The organism is Ensifer oleiphilus (assembly GCF_013371465.1).
GTDB classification, from domain to species: domain Bacteria; phylum Pseudomonadota; class Alphaproteobacteria; order Rhizobiales; family Rhizobiaceae; genus Ensifer; species Ensifer oleiphilus.
In genome coordinates this window covers 453004-474995 of record NZ_JABWDU010000001.1, presented here as the reverse complement: position 1 = coordinate 474995, position 21992 = coordinate 453004, and the positions used below count along the sequence as shown (strand labels likewise).

Genomic DNA, 21992 nt, shown 5'->3' with positions numbered 1-21992 from the left:
TCAACGTGTCTTGGCGCCACGCTGGCGACCCGTGCTATCGCTTGGCCGGAAAATGACAGCGAGGCGTAACGGATGCAGCTTTTCGGCCTGACCGAGCCACTATGGCGCCTTGGCGCCTTTCTGTCGGTCTTTGTCGCCATGGCAGTGCTCGAACTGCTTCACCCGCGACTGGAGCGGCCGGAGCTGCAAAAGGCGCTGAAGGCGCAGCGCTGGTTTACCAACCTCTCCATTCTGGTGCTGTCGTCGCTCTCGCTGCGGCTGATCTTCCCCGCTGCCGCCACCGGTGCCGCACTCTGGGCTGAAGCGCGGGGATACGGCCTGCTGCCTCTGCTGGACATTCCGCCGGTGCTCTCCGGCGTGATCGCCTTCGTCACGCTCGACTTCGCCATCTGGCTTGAACACGTCGCCTTTCACAAGGTTCCCCTCTTCTGGCGGATGCACCGGGTCCATCACGCAGACCCCGGCGTCGATCTGACCACGGCCTTGCGGTTTCATCCGCTGGAGATCGTCGTCTCGATGGCCTGGAAGATCGCGATCATCGTCGCGCTCGGGGCGCCCGCCGTCGCCGTTCTCTTGTTCGAGATCGTGCTCAACGCCGCTGCCATGTTCAACCACGCCAATCTGCGACTGCCGCCGCGCCTCGACCGAGCGCTGCGACCGCTGATCGTCACGCCCGACATGCACCGCATCCACCACTCGACCGAGCGCTTAGAGTCAGATTCGAACTACGGCTTCAACCTGGCGATCTGGGACCGGCTGTTCTCGACCTATACCGACCGGCCAGGGCGCGGCGACGACGCGATCGAAACGGGGCTCACCGCCTATGGCCGCAGCGCGCCGACCAAGCTGTTGTGGTCGCTGCTCCTGCCGTTCCGGCGCAGCTGATCAATAAATGCCGTTCGGGAAGTAGCGCAGGTAGATTTCGTCGAGCCGTCCGCTGCGTGACAGCGCCAGCAAGGCATGATCAATCGCCTGGGTCAGCGCCGGCTCGGCCTTGCGGTTCATGATCGTCAGACCCTCGCCAAGAAAGCGCTGCGAGAAATAGGCGCCGTCCACCAGCCCGCAGCATCCCCCGGCGGCACTGCCGGACACCCAGAAGGAAAGCTGCATGCCGTCGGAAAAGACAGCCGCCACCTCGCCCTTTTGCAGGGCGGCGAGCATGGCATCGCGATCTGGAAAGACCTTGGCTTCCAGCTTCGGGAAGAAAGCCCTGAACATCACCTCGTGGGTGGTGCCGGAAACGACGCCGACCACTTTACCCTTCAGGCCCGATGGCTCGGAGACGGCGCCGGCCGCCTTTGTGTTGACGGCAAAGCGCGCGGGGAGCCGCATGAAGGGGCGCGAGAAGCCGAAGCGCTGGCGCAGTTCCGGGCTGACGGCGATGCCGGCTGCGACCGCCTCGCCCTGACCTTCTTCCAGCGCCGGCAGCAACTCTGTATAGGTGACCGCCTGGATCTGGCATTTGGCTTCGATATCGAGTTCGCGGCAGATCTCGCGCACCAGGTCGACATGGAAGCCCGAAAGCTTGCCCGACTGGTCGATGAAGTTGAACGGCGGGAAATCCACCGTGGTCAGGAACCTGAGGCGGGCAAGGCCGGTCAGGTCCGGCTTGGCGATGCGTTCGCGCGCGTCGAACAGGTTGGGCAGGTCCTTAGGCTGGGCGACAATGGGCTGGGCGGCAAGCGGCGCCGCGATCAGATAGACGCAGAGAGCCAGCAGTCGGTGAATTTTCATGGGCAAGGGCAAGCGCGTCTCTTCGGGATGCCATGCGGCCTGAAAAGCCGCGGATGATTGATGAGTGATGACAAGATTAGCCGGATGCAGCCGGGCTGGCTACTGGCTTCGGCACCATCACGTTTGGGTCGCTGAACTCAGGCGCGCCTGGCTCAAAGCCCGGCGGGCCAAGACCGAAGAAAAAGTGGAGCGGGTGATCGGGATCGAACCGACGACATCAAGCTTGGGAAGCTGGCGTTCTACCACTGAACTACACCCGCAGCGTTTCGGAAACTTCCTCAACCGCATGCATCTGTCAAGCACCGTTGCGCCGCGCCGACGCGCAACGGCACTTTTTCTGTTACTCCGCGTGGAAATGCTTGGAGAGTTTCAAACCCTGCGCCTGATAGTTGGAGCCGAGGCCTATGCCGTAAAGCCCGTCCGGACGCTCGAGCATGTGCTCATAGACCAGCCGACCGACGATCTGGCCGTGCTCGAGGATGAAGGGCACCTCGTGGCTGCGCACTTCGAGCACGGCGCGGCTGCCGCTGCCGCCGGCAGAAGCATGGCCGAAGCCCGGGTCAAAGAAGCCGGCATAGTGCACGCGGAACTCGCCGACCAGCGGATCGAACGGGGTCATCTCGGCAGCATAAAGCGGGGGAACGTGCACGGCTTCGCGCGACACCAGAATGTAAAACTCGTCGGGATCGAGGATCAGCTCGTCACGGCCGCGGCTATAGAGCGGCTCCCAGAAGTCGAAGACCGCGTGCTGCGCCTTCTTGTCGACATCGACGACGGCGGTGTGGTGCTTGCCGCGATAGCCGATCAGTCCGTCCGGGCCGGTGCCCTTGAGATCGATCGAGAGCGCGATGCCGCCGCCGCTGACATTGGGCTTGTCACTGGCAACGAGCATATCGCTTTCATGCAGCGCCAGCAGTTCCTGCTCGGAGAGCAGCGACTGGCCGGTGCGGAAGCGGATCTGCGACAGCCGCGAACCACGCCTGACGACGATCGGGAAGGTGCGCGGGCTGATTTCGAGATAGAGCGGACCGCGATATCCAGCCGGGATCTTGTCGAATTCCTGGGCGCGGTCGGTGATGACGCGCGTAAAAATGTCGAGACGACCGGTCGAGCTCTTCGGGTTCGCCGAGGCCGACATGGTTTCGGGCAGATCGAGGCTTTCCATCAGCGGCACGATGTAGACGCATCCGGTCTCAAGCACCGCGCCTTCGGAAAGGTCGACGACATGCAGCTTCAGACGGTCGAGCTTGTCGGCAACGAGATGCGACGGGCCCGGCATGAAGCTTGCGCGCACGCGAAATGCCTTGGCGCCGAGGCGCAGATCGAGGCTTGCCGGCTGAATCTGATCGGCATCCAGCGCCTTCTCGCTCTTCAAGCGTCCGGCTTCAAACAGCGCGGCGATCGCGCGGTCGGCCAAAATCCCAGTCTCGCGGCCCATTTCGATCCTCTTTTCAGTTGCGAGACAAAACCAAACTCCAGGAATTGACGCAAGCGCACCCAGGCAGTATTGGAGCTTTATCCCGTGGTGATTTGGCCGGTCGGCTTGCAGCCACGTTAAACAAGTAGCTAAAAAGGCCGGGTATCAAACCGGCCCTTCACGCGGCCGGTTTTTTTGTTTTTGAAGGTGATCGTCACATGAGCAAAAACTGGCGCCCGGCAACCCAACTCGTCCACGGCGGAACGACCCGCTCCCAGCACGGCGAGACATCCGAGGCGATCTTCCTTACCCAGGGCTTCGTCTATGACACATCCGAGGCGGCGGAAGCGCGCTTCAAGGGCGAGACCGAAGGCTTTATCTATGCCCGGTACGGCAGCCCCACCAACGACATGTTCGAAAAGCGCATGTGCATGCTGGAAGGTGCCGAAGACGCGCGTGCCACGGCATCGGGCATGGCCGCCGTCACTGCTGCCATCCTTTGCCAGCTGAAGGCCGGCGATCACATCGTCGCCGCCCGCGCCCTTTTCGGCTCCTGCCGTTGGGTGGTCGAGACGCTGGCGCCGAAATACGGCATCGAGTGCACGCTGGTCGATGGACGCGATCTCGCCAACTGGGAAAAGGCAATCCAGAAGAACACCAAGGTCTTCTTCCTGGAAAGCCCGACCAACCCGACGCTGGAAGTCATCGACATTGCCGGCGTAGCCAAGCTCGCCAACCAGATCGGCGCCAAGGTCGTGGTCGACAACGTCTTCGCCACGCCGCTGTTCCAGAAGCCGCTCGAACTGGGCGCCCATATCGTGGTCTACTCCGCCACGAAGCATATCGACGGCCAGGGCCGCTGCCTCGGCGGCGTGGTTCTGTCCGACAAGGACTGGATCAACGAGCACCTGCACGACTACTTCCGCCACACCGGGCCGGCGATGTCACCGTTCAACGCCTGGACGCTGCTGAAGGGCATCGAGACCCTGCCGCTGCGGGTCAGGCAGCAGACGGAAACCGCGCGCCGCGTCGCCGACTTCCTCGCCGAGCAGCCTGAGGTCGCCAAGGTGATCTACCCCGGCCGCAAGGACCATCCGCAGGCCGACATCATCGCCAAGCAGATGACCGGCGGCTCGACCCTCGTCGCCTTCGAACTCAAGGGCGGCAAGGATGCGGCCTTCGCGCTGCAGAACGCGCTGAAGATCGCCCGCATTTCCAACAATCTCGGCGACAGCAAGAGCCTGATCACGCATCCGGCAACGACGACGCACAAGAACCTGACGGACGAGGCCCGCGAAGAACTCGGCATTTCCGCCGGCACAGTGCGTTTCTCGGCCGGCATCGAAGACAGCGATGACATCGTCGAGGACTTCGCCCGCGCACTGAAGAGCGTAAAGGCCTGACATCGACGAACAAGATGGGCCGCCCGGACAGCGGGCGGCCGCTACTGCCGATCGCGAAAACCCGTGCGCGCGAGCATGATGCGCGACAGCGCGGTGTAGAGGCAGACGACTGCAAACAGCATCGCCAGCACAGAAAACCACGCCGGCAACAGGCAGAAGGCCAGGAAAACGGCAATCGTCTCCGTCGCCTCGGCGAGCCCGGTGGTGAAATAGAGCGACTTTTCCCCCCGCGCATCCGTCGTCATCGACTGCTTCTCGGCCATGATGGCATAGGCAAGAAAACTCGACCCATTGACGTAGAACGAGAAGAGCAGCAGCCCGCCCGCGAGCCCATTGGCCTGCGGGTCGGCGAAGATGAAGCCGAGCGGGATGGCACCGTAGAAGACGAAGTCGAGCACGATGTCCAGGAAACCACCGAAATCGGTCTTGTGCGTCGCCCGCGCTACCGCGCCGTCGAGCCCATCGCAAAGCCGGCTGACGACGATAAGCATGGCGCCTGGAAGATAGAATTGCACGGCAATCAGCGCAGCGGCAACGAGGCCGAGCGTCAGGCCGGCGATCGTGACGGCATTGGCGCTGACACCTCCGCGGGCGAGTTTGGCGCCCACGCGATCCAGCACGGGATCAAGATGTTTTCTCACCGCACCATCAAGCATCGGCACGACCTTCCCGCCGTGTTGCAGGCAACGCATGCAATCCTGCCGTTATTCTTGACGAAACCATCTTGCTGTAGAATACCCTGAAAGACTTGAAACAAGGTGTTGCCCATGTATCGCGCGCTCACTCGCGACATAGAAGTTACGGTGGAGCCGTACTATCTGGAAGAGCAATCTGATCCGGATGACAGCCGCTATGTCTGGGGCTACCGCATCGTCATCGCCAACCATTCGAATGAGACGGTCCGGCTGATGACGCGCTATTGGCACATCACCGATGAAAACGGGCAGGTGGACGAAGTCAGCGGACCCGGCGTCATCGGCGAACAGCCGTTGCTGAACCCGGGCGACACCTACGAATACTCTTCCGGATGCCCGCTCGATACGCCCTCGGGCGTCATGTTCGGCCACTACAGCATGGAGTCGGAAGGCGGAGAACACTTCAACGTGGCCATCCCCGCCTTCTCGCTCGATTCACCAGGGCTGGTGCGAACCCTGAATTGAGGGGTTCTACTGCTGACGCACTTCGCTTGCCTCGAAGCGATAGGTGGTCGAGCAGAACTCGCACGTCACCTTGATCAGGCCGTCCTCGATCGTTCTTTCGATATCGTCGGCATGCAGCCCGGTCAGCACCGACCGGATCTTTTCCCGCGAGCAGCTGCAGCGATCATAGACCGCCTGCGGCTGATAGACGCGAACGCCGCGTTCGTGGAACAGACGATAGAGCAGACGCTCCGTGCCGACCATCGGATCGGTCAGCTCGTCGGCATCGATCGTCTCGACCATGACCTTGGCTTCCGCCCACAGATCGTCCTCGTCGAAGAGATCCTCGTTGTCGTCACCGTCGCCGCCCGAAAGATCCGGCTGGCGCATGCGCTCCGGCGCATCCGGCAGGAACTGCGCGACCATGCCGCCGGCACGCCAGCGATGGCGCGGCTTGCCGTTCTCGTCGCGGTCGAGCAACTCTGCGACGCCGAGGCGCACCTTGGTCGGGATCTGCTCCGACTGGCGGAAATAGACGCCGGCGATTTCCTCGAGCGTAGCGCCATCGAGCGCGACGATGCCCTGGTAGCGCTGGGTATGGGCGCCTTGATCGATGGTGAAGGCGAGAATGCCCTTGCCGAGCAACTCGTGCGACTGGGTGCGTCCATCCTTCAAGGCTTCCGCAAGCGCTTCCTCGTTGAAGCGGGCATAGGCGCGCACCTTATCGGGCGTGGCAAAATCGGCAACGACGAGATCGACCGGACCGTCGCTCTTCGTCTGAACGATAAGCTTGCCGTCGAACTTCAGAGACGTGCCGAGCAATACGGTCAGAACCACAGTCTCGGCAACGAGCCGGGCGACCGGAAGCGGATAGTTGTGGCGTTCCAGGATCGCATCGAGCATCGGGCCGAGCTGAACCGCGCGGCCGCGCACATCGAGGCCTTCCACCTGGAAGGGCACGACGTGATCGTCACCGGCAAAATCGAATTCGCCAAGTCCGGGCGCCATCTCAGTCATCTGCAGCTCCTTACGTAACCGGAGAAGGCCGCGCTGAGGACATGAACATCCCCCCGGCGCAGCCTGCCCGTCATCCTATTTGATCCCGCCATAAACGGATTTGTCCAGCAGGCATGTGCCATTTTCCGGCCCGTCATGCGCTGCCTGTCGTCGAGGTGCGTCCGTGGTTTCGACCCCGGAACGTCCCGCATGCGGCCTAAATCGGGTCGCCTGCGGGATTTTTCAAGAGGCGGATACGCCGGCTAGACGAGCCCCATGCACCACGCAATGATCGACTTCTGCGCATGCAGCCGGTTCTCAGCCTCGTCGAACACCACCGACTGGGGACCGTCGATGACCTCGTCGGTCACCTCCTCGCCGCGGTGTGCCGGCAGGCAGTGCATGAAGAGCGCGTCGTCGGAGGCGTGCTTCATCAATGCCTCGTTGACCTGGAAGGGCTGGAAGACGTTGTGGCCGCGGGCGCGATGCTCCTGGTTCATGGAGATCCAGGTATCGGTGACGACGCAGTGGGCGCCGGCCACGGCCTGCTCCGCGTCGTGGCACAGCAGGATTTCGCCGCCATTGTTGCGTGCCCAGTTGAGGATTTTGTCGTGCGGCTCGGAGCCGAGCGGCACCGCCATGTTCATGCGGTAGCCGAAGCGGGCCGAGCCCTCAATCAGCGAATGCAGCACGTTGTTGCCGTCACCGGTCCAGGCGATGGTCTTGCCCTTCACCGGGCCACGATGCTCCTCGAAGGTCATGATGTCGGCCATGATCTGGCAGGGATGCGTGTCGTCGGTCAGGCCATTGATGACAGGCACTGTCGCGTGTTCGGCAAGTTCGAGAAGCCGGCGGTGATCGGTGGTGCGGATCATGATCGCGTCGACGTAGCGCGACAGCACCTTGGCGGTGTCGCCGATAGTCTCGGCGCGGCCGAGCTGCATCTCCGTGCCGGAGAGAAACAGGGTTTCGCCACCCAGCTGACGCATGCCGACATCGAAGGAAACGCGGGTACGGGTGGACGGCTTCTCGAAGATCATCGCCAGCATCTTGCCGGCGAGCGGCTTTTCGGCGGTTCCGGCTTTGGTCGCCGTCTTTCGCACGCGCGCGTCGTCGATGATCGTCCTGAGATCGGCTGCGGTCATGGCCGAAAGATCGATGAAATGTCTTGTGCCTGCCATCGTACTCAATTCCTGTCCTCAGAATGGCCCCTGAAGCGCGACCGGTGTCGAAGGGCAAAAAGCACTTCGACACCTCGGGTTCGCGCGTGGGCCTTTGGGAAAATCGCTGCCGATTTCCGGGTTCAAAAGTTAGGCTGCGGCAGTGCCGCTCGCGCTTCTCACGGCTTCGGCGGCGCGTTCGATCCGGGCCAGGCCTTCGCGCGCCTCTTCAGCCGTCACGGTCAGCGGCGGCAGCAGGCGCAGCACGTTTTCACCGGCCGGAACGGCCAGCAGCTTCTCGGCACGGATCGCCTTCAGGAGATCGGTCGAAGGGCCTTTCACCTTGATGCCGAGCATCAGTCCGTCGCCGCGGATATCCTCGATCACATCGGGGAAACGATCCTTCAGCGAGGCGAGCCCCTGGCGGAAGACCAAGGAAACGTCGCGGACATGCTCGAGGAAGCCGTCGGCCAGGATGACGTCGAGCACGGCATTGCCGACCGCCATGGCGAGCGGGTTACCGCCATAGGTCGAACCATGGGTCCCGGCAACCATGCCGGCCGCCGCCTCTTCCGTCGCCAGGCAGGCGCCCAGCGGGAAGCCGCCGCCGATCCCCTTGGCGACCGCCATGATATCCGGACGGATGCCCGCCCATTCATAGGCGAAAAGCTTGCCGGTGCGGCCGACGCCGGACTGGACCTCGTCGAGGATCAGCAACAGGCCAAACTCGTCGCAAAGCGCGCGCAGTTCCTGCATGAACTCCTTGGTGACGGGGCGGATGCCGCCCTCGCCCTGGATCGGCTCGATCAGGATCGCCGCCGTCTCGTCGGTGATCGCGTCCTTGACCGCCGCGATATCGCCGAAGGGCACCTGATAGAAACCCGGAGCCTTCGGGCCAAAACCCTCGATATACTTCTGCTGACCGCCGGCGGCGATTGTCGCAATCGTGCGTCCGTGGAAGGCGCCCTCGAACGTGATGACGTGGAACTTCTCCGGATTGCCCTTGGCGTAGTGGTAGCGGCGGGCGGTCTTGATTGCGCACTCGAGCGCCTCGGCGCCCGAATTGGTGAAGAACACGCGGTCGGCGAAGGTGACGGCCGTCAGTCGGCGTCCCAGGCTTTCCTGACCGGGAACTTCATAGAGGTTCGACAGATGCCAGACCTTCTCGGCCTGGGCCTTGAGTGCCTCGACCAGATGCGGATGCGCATGGCCAAGCGAGTTGACGGCGACGCCGGCCGCAAAGTCGAGATAGCGCGAGCCGTCTTCGGCGATCAGCCAGACGCCCTCTCCTCGCTCGAAACGCAACGGCGCACGCATGTAGGTGTCGTAAAGCGGCGTGGTTGCAGTCATGGCGAGCCTCTCCTTCATTGCTATCGGCATCGATCCGCGCCCTGTTGAGCGCGGCAAAAATTAAAAATGCCGCCTTGCGGCGGCGCAGGCACTATTCCTATTTCGCAGCGCAATGTCAACAAAACCAAGCCTTGCAGTGCGGTCGCACGGCCGCAATCCATGCGACGAAAAAATCGCGCGGCGGGGCTTGCAAAAATGCAACGCCCACCGAGCAAGTTGGGGAAAACTAGGAAATCGATTCGGCCTGATTCCGCGGACTCTTGCCACGGAGTCCGGCGGTCAGTAGGTTAACGTTCAATTACTAGACGCATGCGGCGGACCTAGTCACCAAAAGTGTTATCGCGTTGCAGCTCCGGAGTCTGTCCGGAGCGTGGTGAGGGATTCTGTCATCGCCAACGCTGAGAACGGAGAGTGCAGAAATGAACTGGACTGACGAGCGGGTGGAAAAACTGAAGAAGCTATGGTCCGAGGGCCTGAGCGCGAGCCAGATCGCGGCACAGCTCGGCGGCGTCAGCCGCAATGCGGTCATCGGCAAGGTTCACCGGCTGAGCCTGCCCGGCAGGGCCAAGGCTGGCGGCACCACCGCGGCGACCCGACCGAAGCAGCGCCCGGCGACCTCGGCGCCGCGCGCTCCGAACTACGCCGCGCGCGTCACGACCCGCACGGTCACCCGTCCGGCCGGCGCCACCGTGCTCAAGGAAGAGATCGAAGTCGATCTCGTTGCCGAACAGGATTTCAGCATTCGGACGGATGTGGTCGTGCCGATGTCGCGCCGCCTGGAGCTGACGCAGCTGACCGAACGCACCTGCAAGTGGCCGATCGGCGACCCGCTGAAGGAAGAGTTCCACTTCTGCGGCAACGACTCCCCGGAAGCCTCGCCCTATTGCACATTCCATGCACGGCTTGCCTACCAGCCTTCCGCAGAGCGTCGTCGCGCTCGCTAAGGCTTCGAAGACAACATAAAAAGGGGGCCGCGCGGCCCCTTTTTTATTGGATGAATGGCTCAGCTTTCCAGCGAATAGCCGGCGCCACGAACGGTGCGGATGACATCAGGCATGCTGGAGAAATTCAGCGCCTTGCGCAGGCGGCCGACATGCACGTCGACGGTGCGCTCGTCGACATAGATATCGTGGCCCCAGACGCCGTCGAGAAGCTGCGAGCGGGAGAACACCCGGCCCGGCGACGACATCAGGAACTCGAGCAGGCGAAACTCGGTCGGGCCGAGGCGGACCTCGCGGGTGCGGCGGTGCACGCGGTGGGTTTCGCGGTCGAGCTCGATATCGCCGCAGCGCAGCAGCGTCGAAAGCACCTCGGGCTTGGCACGTCGCAGCATCGCCTTGACGCGTGCCATCAACTCAGGCGTCGAGAACGGCTTGACCACATAGTCGTCAGCACCGGTGGCAAGGCCGCGAACCCGCTCGCTCTCCTCGCCGCGCGCCGTCAACATGATGATTGGCAGGCGCTCGGTCTCCGGGCGCTGGCGAAGGCGGCGGCAAAGCTCGATGCCGGAAACGCCCGGCAGCATCCAGTCGAGGATCAAGAGATCCGGCAGGCGCTCCTGCAGACGGATCTCGGCTTCGTCCCCGCGCAGGATCGTATCGACATCGAAACCTTCGGCTTCGAGGTTATATCGCAGCAGGACGCTTAGCGCCTCCTCGTCTTCGACAACGGCGATTTTCGGCAACATCAGGTAACGTCTCCTTACCCAGAGCATCCCGTGTTCGATCGAACGCAACGTGATACTCGAACATATAGCATCTGGAGCATTCCGGGCGCTTTCAAAGGTAGACGCGATAACGGAGTGCAACAGACGCAGCAAAGCAGGGCCGCAACCGAAGCTGCGACCGGATGAGGTTCATAAGCAGGCACTCGAACGTATTTGGGCTTAGTCCTTTACGGCGCCCAGCGTCGACGTATTGTCGTCCTTCGGACGTTCGCCTTCCGGCTGCGCGCCCGTTGCCATGTAATAGATCGTTTCGGCGATGTTGGTGGCGTGGTCGCCGATGCGCTCGATGTTCTTGGCGCAGAACAGAAGATGCGTGCAGGGCGTGATGTTGCGCGGATCTTCCATCATGTAGGTGAGCAGCTCGCGGAACAGCGAGGTGTAGATCGCATCGATCTCCTCGTCGCGCTCGCGAATGCTGTTGGCCTTCTCCGGCGAGCGGGAGGCGTAGACGTCGAGGACTTCCTTCAACTGCACGAGCGCAAGCTCGGCCAGGTGCTCGAGGCCACGCGCCAGCTTGCGCGGGATGCCGGAGCCGGCTACGGCAATCACGCGCTTGGCGTTGTTCTTGCCGAGATCGCCGACGCGCTCCAGATCGGACGCGATGCGGATCGATCCCATGATCTCGCGCAGGTCGGCAGCCACCGGCTGGCGCTTGGCAATGGTGATGATCGCCTTTTCGCCGATCTGGCGCTCGGCTTCGTCGAGGATGGCGTCGTCGGAGATCACCTTCTGCGCCAGTGCGAGGTCGGAATTGACCAGCGCGCGGACGGATTCGCCCACCATCTGCTCGGCAATGCCACCCATCTCGGAGATGCGGCGTGTCAGGTATTTCAGTTCTTCGTCATAGGCGGACATTATGTGCATGGACATAATCTGTGATCCTTGCGGGCGCGTTCAGGAAACGGGGTGATGGCGAGCTTCGGCGATCAGCCGAAGCGGCCCATGATGTAGTCCTGGGTGCGCTGGTCATCCGGATTGGTGAACATCTTGTCGGTATCGTTCTCCTCGACGAGATTGCCGAGGTGGAACATGGCGGTGCGCTGTGAAACGCGCGCTGCCTGCTGCATCGAGTGGGTAACGATGACGATGGTGAAGTTGCTGCGCAGCTCGTGGATCAGCTCCTCGACCTTGGCCGTCGCGATCGGGTCGAGCGCCGAGCACGGCTCATCCATCAGGATCACCTCCGGGCTGACGGCAACGGCGCGCGCGATGCACAGACGCTGCTGCTGGCCACCGGAAAGCCCGGTGCCGGGCTCCTGCAGGCGGTCCTTTACCTCGTTCCACAAACCGGCCTTCTGCAGGCTGGTCTCGACGACGTCGTCGAATTCGGCCTTGGTGCGGGCAAGCCCGTGAATGCGCGGGCCGTAGGCGACGTTGTCATAGATCGACTTCGGGAACGGGTTCGGCTTCTGGAACACCATGCCGACACGGGCACGCAGTTCCACGACGTCGATCGTCGGATCGTAGATATCGTCCTCATCGAGCGTAATCTTGCCGGTGACCCGGCAGTTCTCGATGGTGTCGTTCATGCGGTTCAGCGTGCGCAGGAACGTCGACTTGCCGCAGCCCGATGGGCCGATCAGCGCGGTCACCGTGTTCTCGCGGATGTTGAGGTTAACGTCGAAAAGCGCACGCTTCTCGCCGTAATAGACCGACACATCCTTGCCGATCATCTTGTAGGGCACGGTGTTCATTTTCTGATCCAAGGCTTTTTCGACTGCTGCTTCTGACATGATGTTCATAGTAATTACCTCACTACCAACGGCGCTCAAAGCGACGTCGCAACAGAATGGCGCCAAGGTTCATGACGACGAGGAAGATGAGTAGAATGATGATCGCGCCGGAGGTGCGCTCGACGAAGGCGCGTTCCGCCTCGTTGGCCCACATGTAGATCTGTACCGGCAGCGCGGTCGACGGTTCCATCGGCGAGCCGGGATAGTCGACGACGAATGCGACCATGCCGATCAACAGCAGCGGCGCGGTTTCGCCGAGCGCGTGGGCAAGGCCGATGATCGTGCCGGTCAGAATACCCGGCATCGCCAGCGGCAGGACGTGGTGGAAGATGGTCTGCATCTTCGAAGCACCGAGACCGAGGGCTGCCGAGCGGATCGACGGCGGCACTGCCTTCAACGCCGCGCGGGTGGCGATGATGATGGTCGGCAGCGTCATCAGCGTCAGCACCAGGCCGCCGACGACCGCCGCCGAACGCGGCATGCCGGCAAAGTTGATGAAGACTGCCAACCCCAAGAGACCATAGACGATCGACGGGACGGCGGCGAGATTGTTGATGTTGACCTCGATCAGGTCGGTCAACCGGTTCTTCGGCGCGAACTCTTCGAGATAGATCGAAGCGGCAACACCGATCGGCAGCGACAGCACCAGCACGATCAGCATCATGAACAGCGAGCCAAGGGCTGCAACGCCAACGCCTGCCGCTTCAGGACGGCTCGAGGCACCGAAGGTAAAGATGCCGGTGTTGAAGCTCTTCTTCAGGACGCCGGCGCTTGCCAGCTCGTTCATCCAGGTGACCTGCTGGTCCTTGACCTTGCGCTTGCTCTCTTCGACCTTCAGGTCGATCTGCCCCTTGAAGGCGCTATCGACGTTGGCTTCGGCGAGCAACGTCACCGGTATGGTCTTGCCGATGACCGAGGGGTCGGCGACGACGATGTCGCGCAACAGCGTGCGGGAACTCGCCGACACCATGTCGGTCGCCTGCTTGACCAGCGGACGCTTGCTTGCATCGATACCGAGCTGCTTGATCAGCGCATCGCGCACCAAGAGCGGATAGTTGGCGGTCATCAGCACCTTACCGTCGGTCGTACGCTCACCCTTGGGGTCGATGACCTTTTCGGTGAATTCGATCGGCAGCGTGATCGTCGTCTGCTGGAACGCGGTGTAGCCGTTGGAGAACACGGTCCACAGCAACAGGGCGAGGAAGAACAGGCCGAGGCTGATGGCGCCGATGCCGTAGGCACGGAACCGGCGCTCGGCGGCGTAGCGGCGCTTGATGCCGATATCGCGCTTTGCGGATGCGGGACGGGTGGAGATCCGGACGGCCGGGGAAGCGATGTCGGTCATTCGTACTGTTCCCGATATTTGCGCACGATGTAGAGCGCATAAATGTTGAGGCCGAGCGTGATGACGAAGAGCGTGATGCCGAGCGCAAACGCGACCAGCGTCTGCGGCGAGGTGAACTCCAGGTCGCCCGTCAGCTGGTTGACGATCTTGACCGTCACCGTCGTCATCGGCTCGAAGGGATTGATCTGCATGCGGGCAGCCACACCTGCGGCAAGCACCACGATCATCGTTTCGCCGACGGCACGCGAGGCGGTCAAAAGCAGCGCACCGACGATGCCCGGAAGTGCTGCGGGAAGGATGACCTTCTTGACCGTTTCGGAACGGGTGGCACCGAGACCGAGCGATCCGTCACGCAGCGCCCGCGGCACCTGGGTGATGATGTCGTCCGACAGCGAGGAAACGAACGGGATCAGCATGATGCCCATGACGATGCCGGCGGTGAGCACGCTCTGTGCCTGGATGAAGTTCTGGTAGTTGCCGGTGACCAGACCGTTCAGTTGGGCGGAAATATCGCGCAGGAACGGGCCGACTGTCACGAGTGCGAAGAAACCGTAGACGATGGTCGGGATGCCCGCCAGCACTTCCAAGAGCGGCTTTGCCGTCGAACGCAGGCGCGGGCTTGCATATTCCGCCATGTAGATGGCTGCGAAAAGACCGATCGGCACCGCGAAAAGCATGGCGACGAAGGCGATGTAGAGCGTGCCGGCGAGCAGCGGGATCAGGCCGAACTGGCCGGAGGCGCCGCCGCTGCCTGCAGCCGCAAACCGCGGGTCCCAGACAGTGCCGAAGAAAAACTCGAAGGGCGAGACCATGGTGAAGAAGCGGCCGGCTTCTGACAGCATCGAAGCGATGATGCCGACCGTCGTCAGGATGGCGATCGAAGAGGCGACGATCAGTGCGCCGAGCATGACGCGCTCGACCTGATTGCGGGCGCGGAAACGGGTGGCGATGTTGCGGATGGCATAAACGCCGCCGGCAATGGCGATCAGGAGCACGACCGCGCTCATCAGCCAGCGATTGGTGACGGTCATCGCGTTGAAATGCTGGGCAGCAGTGATCATGTAGGGCTCGCCCTCACCCGCCAGGGCCACGCCCTTGGCAGCAAGCGTGGAGCGAAGATTGGCCGAGCCGCTTTCAAGCGCCTGAACTTCTTCGGCCGTCAGCCGGTTCAGGCCGCCGGCAACCGACTTGACCTGACCAAGTGCCAGCTCGACCGTCGCACCACCCTGCGCCTGCACCGCTTCAGGCAACACCGCCCGGGTGCTGGAGTCGATATAGACAGGCGCAGCGACGAGCCAGGCGCCAAGCACCAAGGCTGCCGGGAGGATCGCCCAGATCGCAACGTAACTGCCATGATAGCCGGGCAAGGAATGCAGATTGGAGAGTTTGCCGCCAGCCTGCGCGAAGGAGCGCGCACGGCCTGCGAAATAAGAAATAAAGCCAATTAAAACAATGAGCAAAAGAAGAAATGAAGTACTCATCGGCACGTCTCCGCGGCGTGGCGCTCAAGGCGCTGCCGGCAGTTCGGATGGAGGCATGCCCCGGCGCGAGCAATGTCGCGCCGGGGCTTGTCAATATCAGAGCATGTTGCCGGCGGCGAAAGCCTTGCGGATTTCTTCGCGCTCGGCATCCGGAGCAGCGACGAGGCCGTATTCGGCAAGCGGGCTTTCCGGGCCGATCATCTGATCGTCGAGGAAGAACTCAACATATTCCTTGAGGCCCGGGATAACGCCGAGGTGTGCCTTCTTGACGTAGAAGTAGAGCGGGCGCGAAACCGGGTATTCGCCGGAAGCGATCGTTTCGGTCGACGGAACGATGCCGTTGACGGTGGCGACCTTCAGCTTGTCGGCGTTGTTTTCGTAGAAGGACAGGCCGAAGACGCCGATGCCGTTCTTGTTGGCAGCGATACGGGCCAGCGTCTCGGTGTAGTCGCCGTCGATGTCGACGGCCATGCCGTCCTTGCGGACTGCGACGCACTTGCTGTGCTGCTGCTTTTCATCGGCAACGGCAGCCTTGATGACGTCGAGGGCGCCGGCTTCCTTGCAGCCTGCAGCGAGGATCTTCTCTTCGAAGACTTCGCGCGTGCCATGCTTTTCGCCCGGGATGAAGGCAGCGATATCGGCGTTCGGCAGAGCGGCGTTGACTTCAGACCACTTCTTGTAGGGGTTGGCGACGAGCTTGCCGTCGACGACGACTTCAGCAGCCAGACCCTTGTAGAGATCGACAGGCTTCAGGGCGAGGTCGGAGTTGCCGGCGTCGGTTGCAAAAACGATGCCGTCGTAGCCGATCTGGATTTCCTGGATTTCGGTGACGCCGGCGGCCTTGCAGGCCTCGACTTCGCTGTCCTTGATCTTGCGCGAGGAGTTGGCGATGTCGATGGTGTCAGGGCCGACGCCCTTGCAGAATTCCTTCAGGCCGGCCGAGGAGCCGCCGGATTCAACAACCGGGGTCTTGAAGTCCGGGAAGGTTTCGCCAAACGTCTCGGCGACGATCTTTGCGTAGGGAAGAACCGTCGAGGAGCCGGCGACCTGAACCTGATCGCGCGCGACAGCCACGCCAGCGAACGCGGCGGATGCGACGAGCGCCGCGACAGTGAGTTTAAGAGCTTTCATAAAAGTTCTCCCGGAATGGGCTTGTGTTGAGTGCGCCAAGCGTTGCAGCGCTCTTCGCCGTCTGATCGGCTGCCCCTAACTAGCCGCCGATAGCCACACCTTTTATGTCAGTTTCGCGAAACATTTATGACAGATCATGTCATTGAAAATCATAATGAAAAATGGACAGTGCGACTTTATCCAGCGCCAATATGTCAAAAACGCACGGTAAACACCGTGCCCTTGCCCAGCTCCGAGTGGATCAGGAGCCGCGCGCGGTGGCGGGTCAGGATGTGCTTGACGATCGCAAGGCCGAGACCGGTGCCCTTTTTCGAGCGGCTCGCCTCGACATTGACGCGGTAGAACCGCTCGGTGATGCGCGGCACATGTTCGGCGGGAATCCCGGGGCCGTAGTCTCTGACGACGACCTCGGCCTGCCCGCCCTCGCCTCCGGAAAGCTCGACATCGACCTTCTTGCCTTCCTGGCCATATTTGCAGGCGTTCTCGATCAGGTTCTCGAACACCTCGGTCAGCTCGTCGCGGTCCCCCTGAACGACAACGGGGTTATCCGGCATCGTCAGCGTGATCGTCACGTCGAGATCGCTCGCAAGGGGCGCAAGACTGTCGCGGACATGGCCGAGCAGCGGGCGCAGGTCGATCGTATCGTCAGGTGCGATGTGGGATTTCAGCTCCAGCCGCGACAAGGACAGGAGGTCGTCGACAAGCCGGCTCATGCGTGTCGCCTGCTCGTGCATGATGCCGAAGAACTTTTCCTGAGCCTTCATGTCGTTGCGCGCCGGGCCTTGCATCGTTTCGATGAAGCCACGCAGCGATGCCAGCGGCGTGCGCAGTTCGTGGCTGGCATTGGCAACGAAGTCCGAGCGCATGCGATCGATGCGGCGGGCCTGCGAGATGTCGCGATAGGTGAGCAGGAAGACCCGGCTCCACGGACCGCCGCCGCCGATTTCGGCGGGCGCCACGCGGACCACGTAGACCGCATCGGACGGCAGGCGCTCGGTGTGTTCGATCTGGTTGATCTTGCCGGTCGCGATCGTCTCGCGAACCATATCGAGAATGCCGGGCGAACGGACGCGGGCTGCGAGATAGCTATCGGGCGGAATGGTGCCGAATGCCTTTTCGGCCGCGATGTTCTGGAAGACGACGGTTTCATCGGCAGCCACCACAAGGACCGGCATATCCAGCGCGTTCAGGGCCGGGATCAGGGCGTCGCTGGCCCGGCCCGTAGCCGCAACGACCTTGGCCGCTTTCGCGGCCTTCGGCAGCGCCGATGGCGCGCTGCGGTTGAGCAGGGCTGCGGCAAGCACGATCCAGAACGGCAGGACAGCGAGGAAATGGATGCCGGCCACTGTTGCAAGGACTGCCAGCAGTGCCGTCAGGCCGAGCAGCCAGCGCTCAGCCTTCAATCGCGGCACGAGCGTCCGCCAGAACGCCTTGGAACCGTCCAGCACCATATCCTCATGAATCACTTTGTTTTCCTCCCGGCCTCAAATGGTCGAGAGATAGCGACGCTTCATGACATGATTTTCACGACGCGCTTGAATCCGCAATGCAATTGTGGCCTCCTCACAGGAAATCGCTCGGGCTGGAGGAAGACCACATGGCGTCAACGCAGGCGGCAACGAAGACTGAAAGCCGGGCGGTGGAACTCGATATCGGCGGCAAGAAGCGGCTGTTCGACGTCGACAACCCGGAATTGCCGAAGTGGGTCGATGAGGCCGCACTTACCTCCGACGGCTACCCCTACAAGAAAAAGCTCGCCGACGACGACGAATACCAGAAGACGCTGGAAAGGCTGCAGATCGAGCTGGTCAAGCTGCAGCTCTGGCAGCAGACAACCGGCAAGCGCATCATCGCGCTGTTCGAGGGCCGTGACGCGGCCGGCAAGGGCGGCGCCATTCATGCCACCAGCAGCAACTTGAACCCCCGCTGGGCCCGCGTGGTCGCCTTGACGAAGCCCACCGAGACAGAGCGTGGGCAATGGTACTTCCAGCGCTACATCGCGACCATGCCGACAGCGGGCGAACTCGTGCTCTACGACCGCTCCTGGTACAACCGCGCCGGCGTGGAGCCGGTCATGGGCTTCTGCACGCCCGAGCAGCACGAACAATTTCTCAAGCAGGTTCCGCGCTTCGAAAAAATGATCGTGCACGAGGGCATTCAATTCTTCAAATTCTGGATCGATATCGGCCGCGAAATGCAGCTCAAGCGCTTTCACGACCGTCGCCATGATCCGTTGAAGATCTGGAAGCTGTCGTCGATGGATATCGCTGCACTCAACAAATGGGACGACTACACCGAGAAGCGCGACCAGATGCTGAAGGCGACCCACACGGACCACGCGCCGTGGACAATCGTTCGGGGCAACGACAAACGACGCGAACGGATCAATCTCATTCGCCACATCCTGTCCAAGCTCGACTACGAGGGCAAGAACAAGGACGCGATCGGCGAGATCGACGACAAGATCGTCGGCTCAGGCCCCGGCTTCCTGAAATAGCCGCAGCCGGCCATCCGGCTTATCGCGCAGGCTTATTGGCCCGGCAGGACGCGGATGGCGTAAAGGTTCAAGCCCTTGCCACCGCCGCTGATGTCGCTGTTGATGACGATCTGCCCGGCAGCGCTTGGCGCAAGGCTACGGTCGAACGTCACCTTGAACAGCATGTCGACCCGCTCATCATGCAGGGTGAAACGGTGTCGGCCGCACTCGCCGAGCGAGGAGAAGTTGCACTCCACCGCGAATTCCGTCGACTTGCCGGGCGTGGCCTGTACCGTCAGCGCCAGCGTCGACGTCTTGCCCGAAAGTTCGGCCAGGATCGCCGCCGGAATCTCGATGGTCACGTCGCCGTCCGCATCGGCATCGCCTGAGGTCAGCAAGATGCGCTGGCCGCCGTCGTCGTTGACAGGCTCGACAGTCGCCTGCGGGCCGGGCGTGATCACCCCTGTCTTGCCGGGCGTGTACACCTCGACCCAATCGCCGCTGAAGCCTTCCTGGGCACCGAGCGTCGGCAGACCGGCAGCCCCGTCGAAATCCTGTGACGCCACGGTTGCCGGCGGATTGGCGACATTGGTGTCGCGCGCAGCCGGCGACTGCAGCAGATTGTTGGTCTCGACCCACCAGACGGCGGCGACGACCGCAGCCAGCAGCGTCGCGACGACCATGGCAAGAGACAACAGGCGCCCGCGTTTGCGTCGGCGCTTGCGTCCGTCCGTTACTCGCAGTTCCGGCGCGACCGCGCCCCTGCCTTCATTCGACTGCCTGGCCGCAACCTCGCCCGCCGCAGCCGTCGAAACAACAGGCCCGTCGCGGTCGGCACGAAGGCCACCAAGTCCACTGTCATTCTGTCCGTCGCGCGGCGCCTGGCCGGAAAAAGCCGGCTCACGGCGGCCGCCCGAGGGCGCAGACGGCTGCGGCTCGGACTTTGCCGCTGCCGCAGCGCGCGGTGCGACGGCATCGTCGAGGCTGACAGACGGGGCCGGCGCCGGGCGCGCCTTCAGGGCCGCGCGTTCCTCGGTCTCGATCGCGTGGATGACCGCTTCCAGCCGATGGCGCTGCTGGGCGACGACGTTCTGATCCTCGATCCCCTGCTTCTGCAGCCCGGCTTCGAGCGCCTGGCGCGCGGATTGATAGATGCGCGCCCGCGTCTCGGCGTTGGTCCTGTCGGAGCGCTCCAGCGCATTTCGGATTGCAGTCTCGAGTCCGCTCACGTCAAATCCTTCTGTGCATACCGGGCCTTACAACTCCGCGCGTCAAATCTGGCGCGCAAAGGACGCTGTAACGCTTTAAATCTGCTGCATAATCCTAGCCTTAAATCGGATCCGATTTAAAGGATTATGCCGTAGCCCCGCCGGCGCTCGTCATTTCGATCGGCGCCTTTTTGTCATCCGCAAGCTCTTATCGGTTAATTCCGGATGCACGCCGTTGGTTTTGTTAACAATTGCGTAACCGTTGCTTTCAAAATCCGCAAGTCCGACGCGCGGGCGACCCCGGCAACGTCGGGGAAAACATCGCGCCGCCACGAAAATCCGCATCTTTGCAAGCGCGCAACTTGCTGCTATCTATTTTGACGTTTACGCAAACGTCAAAAAACTTCACGGGATGGAGAACTCGATGTCGCTGCCGCCAATTCTTTCCGGAACGACGAGACTGCCGGTTGTCGGCGCGCCTTTGTTCATCATCTCGCATCCCAAGCTGACGATCGCGCAGTGCAAGGCCGGCGTGGTCGGCTCCTTCCCGGCATTGAACGCCCGCCCACAATCGCAACTCGACGAGTGGCTTGCCGAAATCACCGAAACGCTCGCCGACCACGACGCGAAGAACCCCGGCCGCAAGACTGCGCCCTTTGCCGTCAACCAGATCGTCCACAAGTCCAACACCCGCCTCGAGCAGGACCTGATGCTCTGCATCAAATACAAGGTGCCGGTGGTCATATCTTCGCTCGGCGCCGTGCCCGAGGTCAACGCCGCCATTCATTCCTATGGCGGCATCGTGCTGCATGACGTCATCAACAACCGCCACGCCAATTCGGCCATCCGCAAGGGTGCTGACGGTCTTATCGCGGTTGCCGCAGGTGCAGGCGGCCATGCCGGCACGCTTTCCCCCTTTGCCCTCGTCCAGGAAATCCGCTCCTGGTTCGACGGCCCTCTGCTTCTCTCAGGCGCGATCGCCAGTGGCGGAGCCATCCTCGCTGCCCAGGCCATGGGCGCCGACATGGCCTATATCGGCTCGCCTTTCATCGCCACGGAAGAGGCGCGCGCCAGCGACGCCTACAAGCAGATGATCGTCGACAGCAATGCCGCCGATATCGTTTATTCCAACTACTTCACCGGCATCCACGGCAACTACCTGAAGCCGTCGATCGTGGCAGCCGGCATGGATCCGGAAAGCCTGCCGGAAGCCGATCCGTCGAAGATGGATTTTGCCCAGGCGACCGAGGGCGCCAAGGCCTGGAAGGACATCTGGGGCTGCGGCCAGGGCATCGGCGCCGTGCGCGAGATCACCTCGGTCGCACATATGGTCGATCGCTGGGAGCGCGAATACGATGCCGCGCGCGCCCGTCTCGGGCTCACTTCCGCGCCCCAGATCGCTACCAACAAGGAATTTTCAACTTCTCGAAACTGATGGCTTGAAATCTTGGCGCTTTGCGTTTATCAGCGCCTCACACTTCGTTCCGCGGTCTTTTCGCGGAACCGCCTCAGGGCCGCTTTAGCTCAGTCGGTAGAGCACATCATTCGTAATGATGGGGTCACGTGTTCGAGTCACGTAAGCGGCACCATTCCTCTTGAGAAAAGTGAACCGAATCAAATCGATGGCGTTTATCGCCCGAATTGAATCCACCTTTCTACCCCCCTAAAATTTATCGCTGCGCGTCACCACCTG

General features: G+C 62.2%; 20 protein-coding genes, 2 tRNA genes and 1 riboswitch. Of the genes, 7 read left to right on the top strand and 15 right to left on the bottom strand.

All coding sequences use genetic code 11. The features are described from left to right. The first annotated feature begins 72 nt into the window (after positions 1-72). Positions 73-885 (top strand): sterol desaturase family protein, encoded by an 813-nt coding sequence (locus HT585_RS02315; protein WP_176351442.1) that lies wholly within the window; start codon positions 73-75, stop codon positions 883-885. Here the strand turns inward: HT585_RS02315 and HT585_RS02310 are convergent, their stop codons facing one another. From HT585_RS02310 to HT585_RS02300, 3 genes are all read right to left on the bottom strand, one after another. After that, positions 886-1734, bottom strand: a complete 849-nt coding sequence (locus HT585_RS02310; RefSeq protein ID WP_176352159.1) for a transporter substrate-binding domain-containing protein — start codon at positions 1732-1734, stop codon at positions 886-888. A gap of 185 nt (positions 1735-1919) precedes the next feature. Then, positions 1920-1994, bottom strand: a tRNA-Gly gene (locus HT585_RS02305). A gap of 80 nt (positions 1995-2074) precedes the next feature. Continuing rightward, positions 2075-3172, bottom strand: coding sequence for a 2'-deoxycytidine 5'-triphosphate deaminase (locus tag HT585_RS02300; RefSeq protein WP_176351441.1), 1098 nt, complete (start codon positions 3170-3172; stop codon positions 2075-2077). 74 nt (positions 3173-3246) lie between these two features. Continuing rightward, positions 3247-3325, top strand: a riboswitch (SAM riboswitch). Between the two features lie 44 nt (positions 3326-3369). Between HT585_RS02300 and HT585_RS02295 the strand changes: the two genes are divergently transcribed. Next, positions 3370-4554 (top strand): O-succinylhomoserine sulfhydrylase, encoded by a 1185-nt coding sequence (locus HT585_RS02295; RefSeq protein ID WP_176351440.1) that lies wholly within the window; start codon positions 3370-3372, stop codon positions 4552-4554. 41 nt (positions 4555-4595) lie between these two features. On the opposite strand, the gene HT585_RS02290 is transcribed toward HT585_RS02295, so the two are convergent. Beyond that, on the bottom strand, positions 4596-5210 hold the full coding sequence (locus HT585_RS02290) for a CDP-alcohol phosphatidyltransferase family protein (RefSeq protein ID WP_176352158.1): 615 nt from the start codon (positions 5208-5210) through the stop codon (positions 4596-4598). A gap of 111 nt (positions 5211-5321) precedes the next feature. On the opposite strand from HT585_RS02290, the gene apaG reads away from it, so the two are divergent. Beyond that, complete coding sequence (gene apaG / locus HT585_RS02285; protein ID WP_176351439.1) at positions 5322-5714, top strand: Co2+/Mg2+ efflux protein ApaG; 393 nt, start codon at positions 5322-5324, stop codon at positions 5712-5714. 6 nt (positions 5715-5720) lie between these two features. On the opposite strand, the gene HT585_RS02280 is transcribed toward apaG, so the two are convergent. The 3 genes from HT585_RS02280 to HT585_RS02270 form a co-directional block, all read right to left on the bottom strand. Further along, positions 5721-6710, bottom strand: coding sequence for an Hsp33 family molecular chaperone (locus HT585_RS02280; protein WP_176351438.1), 990 nt, complete (start codon positions 6708-6710; stop codon positions 5721-5723). Positions 6711-6952: 242 nt separating this feature from the next. Then, a complete protein-coding gene (gene argF, locus HT585_RS02275; protein ID WP_176351437.1) occupies positions 6953-7870 on the bottom strand; it encodes an ornithine carbamoyltransferase in 918 nt (305 codons plus the stop codon). Between the two features lie 129 nt (positions 7871-7999). Continuing rightward, positions 8000-9199, bottom strand: a complete 1200-nt coding sequence (locus tag HT585_RS02270; RefSeq protein WP_176351436.1) for an aspartate aminotransferase family protein — start codon at positions 9197-9199, stop codon at positions 8000-8002. Positions 9200-9618: 419 nt separating this feature from the next. Between HT585_RS02270 and HT585_RS02265 the strand changes: the two genes are divergently transcribed. Beyond that, on the top strand, positions 9619-10143 hold the full coding sequence (locus HT585_RS02265) for a GcrA family cell cycle regulator (protein WP_176351435.1): 525 nt from the start codon (positions 9619-9621) through the stop codon (positions 10141-10143). 59 nt (positions 10144-10202) lie between these two features. Here the strand turns inward: HT585_RS02265 and phoB are convergent, their stop codons facing one another. The 7 genes from phoB to phoR all read right to left on the bottom strand — a co-directional run bounded on the left by phoB (position 10203) and on the right by phoR (position 18066). After that, positions 10203-10886: a phosphate regulon transcriptional regulator PhoB gene (phoB, locus tag HT585_RS02260; RefSeq protein WP_025425800.1), complete on the bottom strand. Its 684-nt coding sequence runs from the start codon at positions 10884-10886 to the stop codon at positions 10203-10205. Positions 10887-11084: 198 nt separating this feature from the next. Then, positions 11085-11798 carry a phosphate signaling complex protein PhoU gene (gene phoU / locus HT585_RS02255; protein ID WP_176352157.1) on the bottom strand — a complete coding sequence of 238 codons (714 nt, stop codon included), beginning with the start codon at positions 11796-11798 and terminating at the stop codon, positions 11085-11087. Positions 11799-11851: 53 nt separating this feature from the next. Continuing rightward, positions 11852-12667: a phosphate ABC transporter ATP-binding protein PstB gene (gene pstB / locus HT585_RS02250; protein WP_176351434.1), complete on the bottom strand. Its 816-nt coding sequence runs from the start codon at positions 12665-12667 to the stop codon at positions 11852-11854. Positions 12668-12680: 13 nt separating this feature from the next. Next, the gene (gene pstA, locus HT585_RS02245; RefSeq protein WP_176351433.1) at positions 12681-14003 is read right to left on the bottom strand and encodes a phosphate ABC transporter permease PstA; all 1323 of its coding nucleotides are present in this window, start codon (positions 14001-14003) and stop codon (positions 12681-12683) included. Further along, positions 14000-15484 carry a phosphate ABC transporter permease subunit PstC gene (pstC, locus tag HT585_RS02240; RefSeq protein ID WP_176351432.1) on the bottom strand — a complete coding sequence of 495 codons (1485 nt, stop codon included), beginning with the start codon at positions 15482-15484 and terminating at the stop codon, positions 14000-14002. The genes pstA and pstC overlap by 4 nt, the downstream gene beginning before the upstream one ends. Before the next feature lie 96 nt (positions 15485-15580). Further along, entirely contained in the window at positions 15581-16615 is a 1035-nt protein-coding gene (locus tag HT585_RS02235; RefSeq protein ID WP_176351431.1) for a substrate-binding domain-containing protein, read from the bottom strand. Positions 16616-16809: 194 nt separating this feature from the next. Continuing rightward, a complete protein-coding gene (gene phoR, locus HT585_RS02230) occupies positions 16810-18066 on the bottom strand; it encodes a phosphate regulon sensor histidine kinase PhoR (protein ID WP_210270329.1) in 1257 nt (418 codons plus the stop codon). Positions 18067-18212: 146 nt separating this feature from the next. On the opposite strand from phoR, the gene ppk2 reads away from it, so the two are divergent. Next, positions 18213-19112 carry a polyphosphate kinase 2 gene (ppk2, locus tag HT585_RS02225; RefSeq protein WP_176351429.1) on the top strand — a complete coding sequence of 300 codons (900 nt, stop codon included), beginning with the start codon at positions 18213-18215 and terminating at the stop codon, positions 19110-19112. A 32-nt stretch (positions 19113-19144) separates the two neighbouring features. Here ppk2 and HT585_RS02220 read toward each other — a convergent pair whose 3' ends face one another. After that, entirely contained in the window at positions 19145-20320 is a 1176-nt protein-coding gene (locus tag HT585_RS02220) for a biotin transporter BioY (RefSeq protein ID WP_176351428.1), read from the bottom strand. A gap of 403 nt (positions 20321-20723) precedes the next feature. Between HT585_RS02220 and HT585_RS02215 the strand changes: the two genes are divergently transcribed. Further along, positions 20724-21734, top strand: coding sequence for an NAD(P)H-dependent flavin oxidoreductase (locus tag HT585_RS02215; RefSeq protein ID WP_176351427.1), 1011 nt, complete (start codon positions 20724-20726; stop codon positions 21732-21734). Positions 21735-21812: 78 nt separating this feature from the next. After that, positions 21813-21888 (top strand) — tRNA-Thr (locus HT585_RS02210). The last annotated feature ends 104 nt before the right edge of the window (positions 21889-21992 follow it).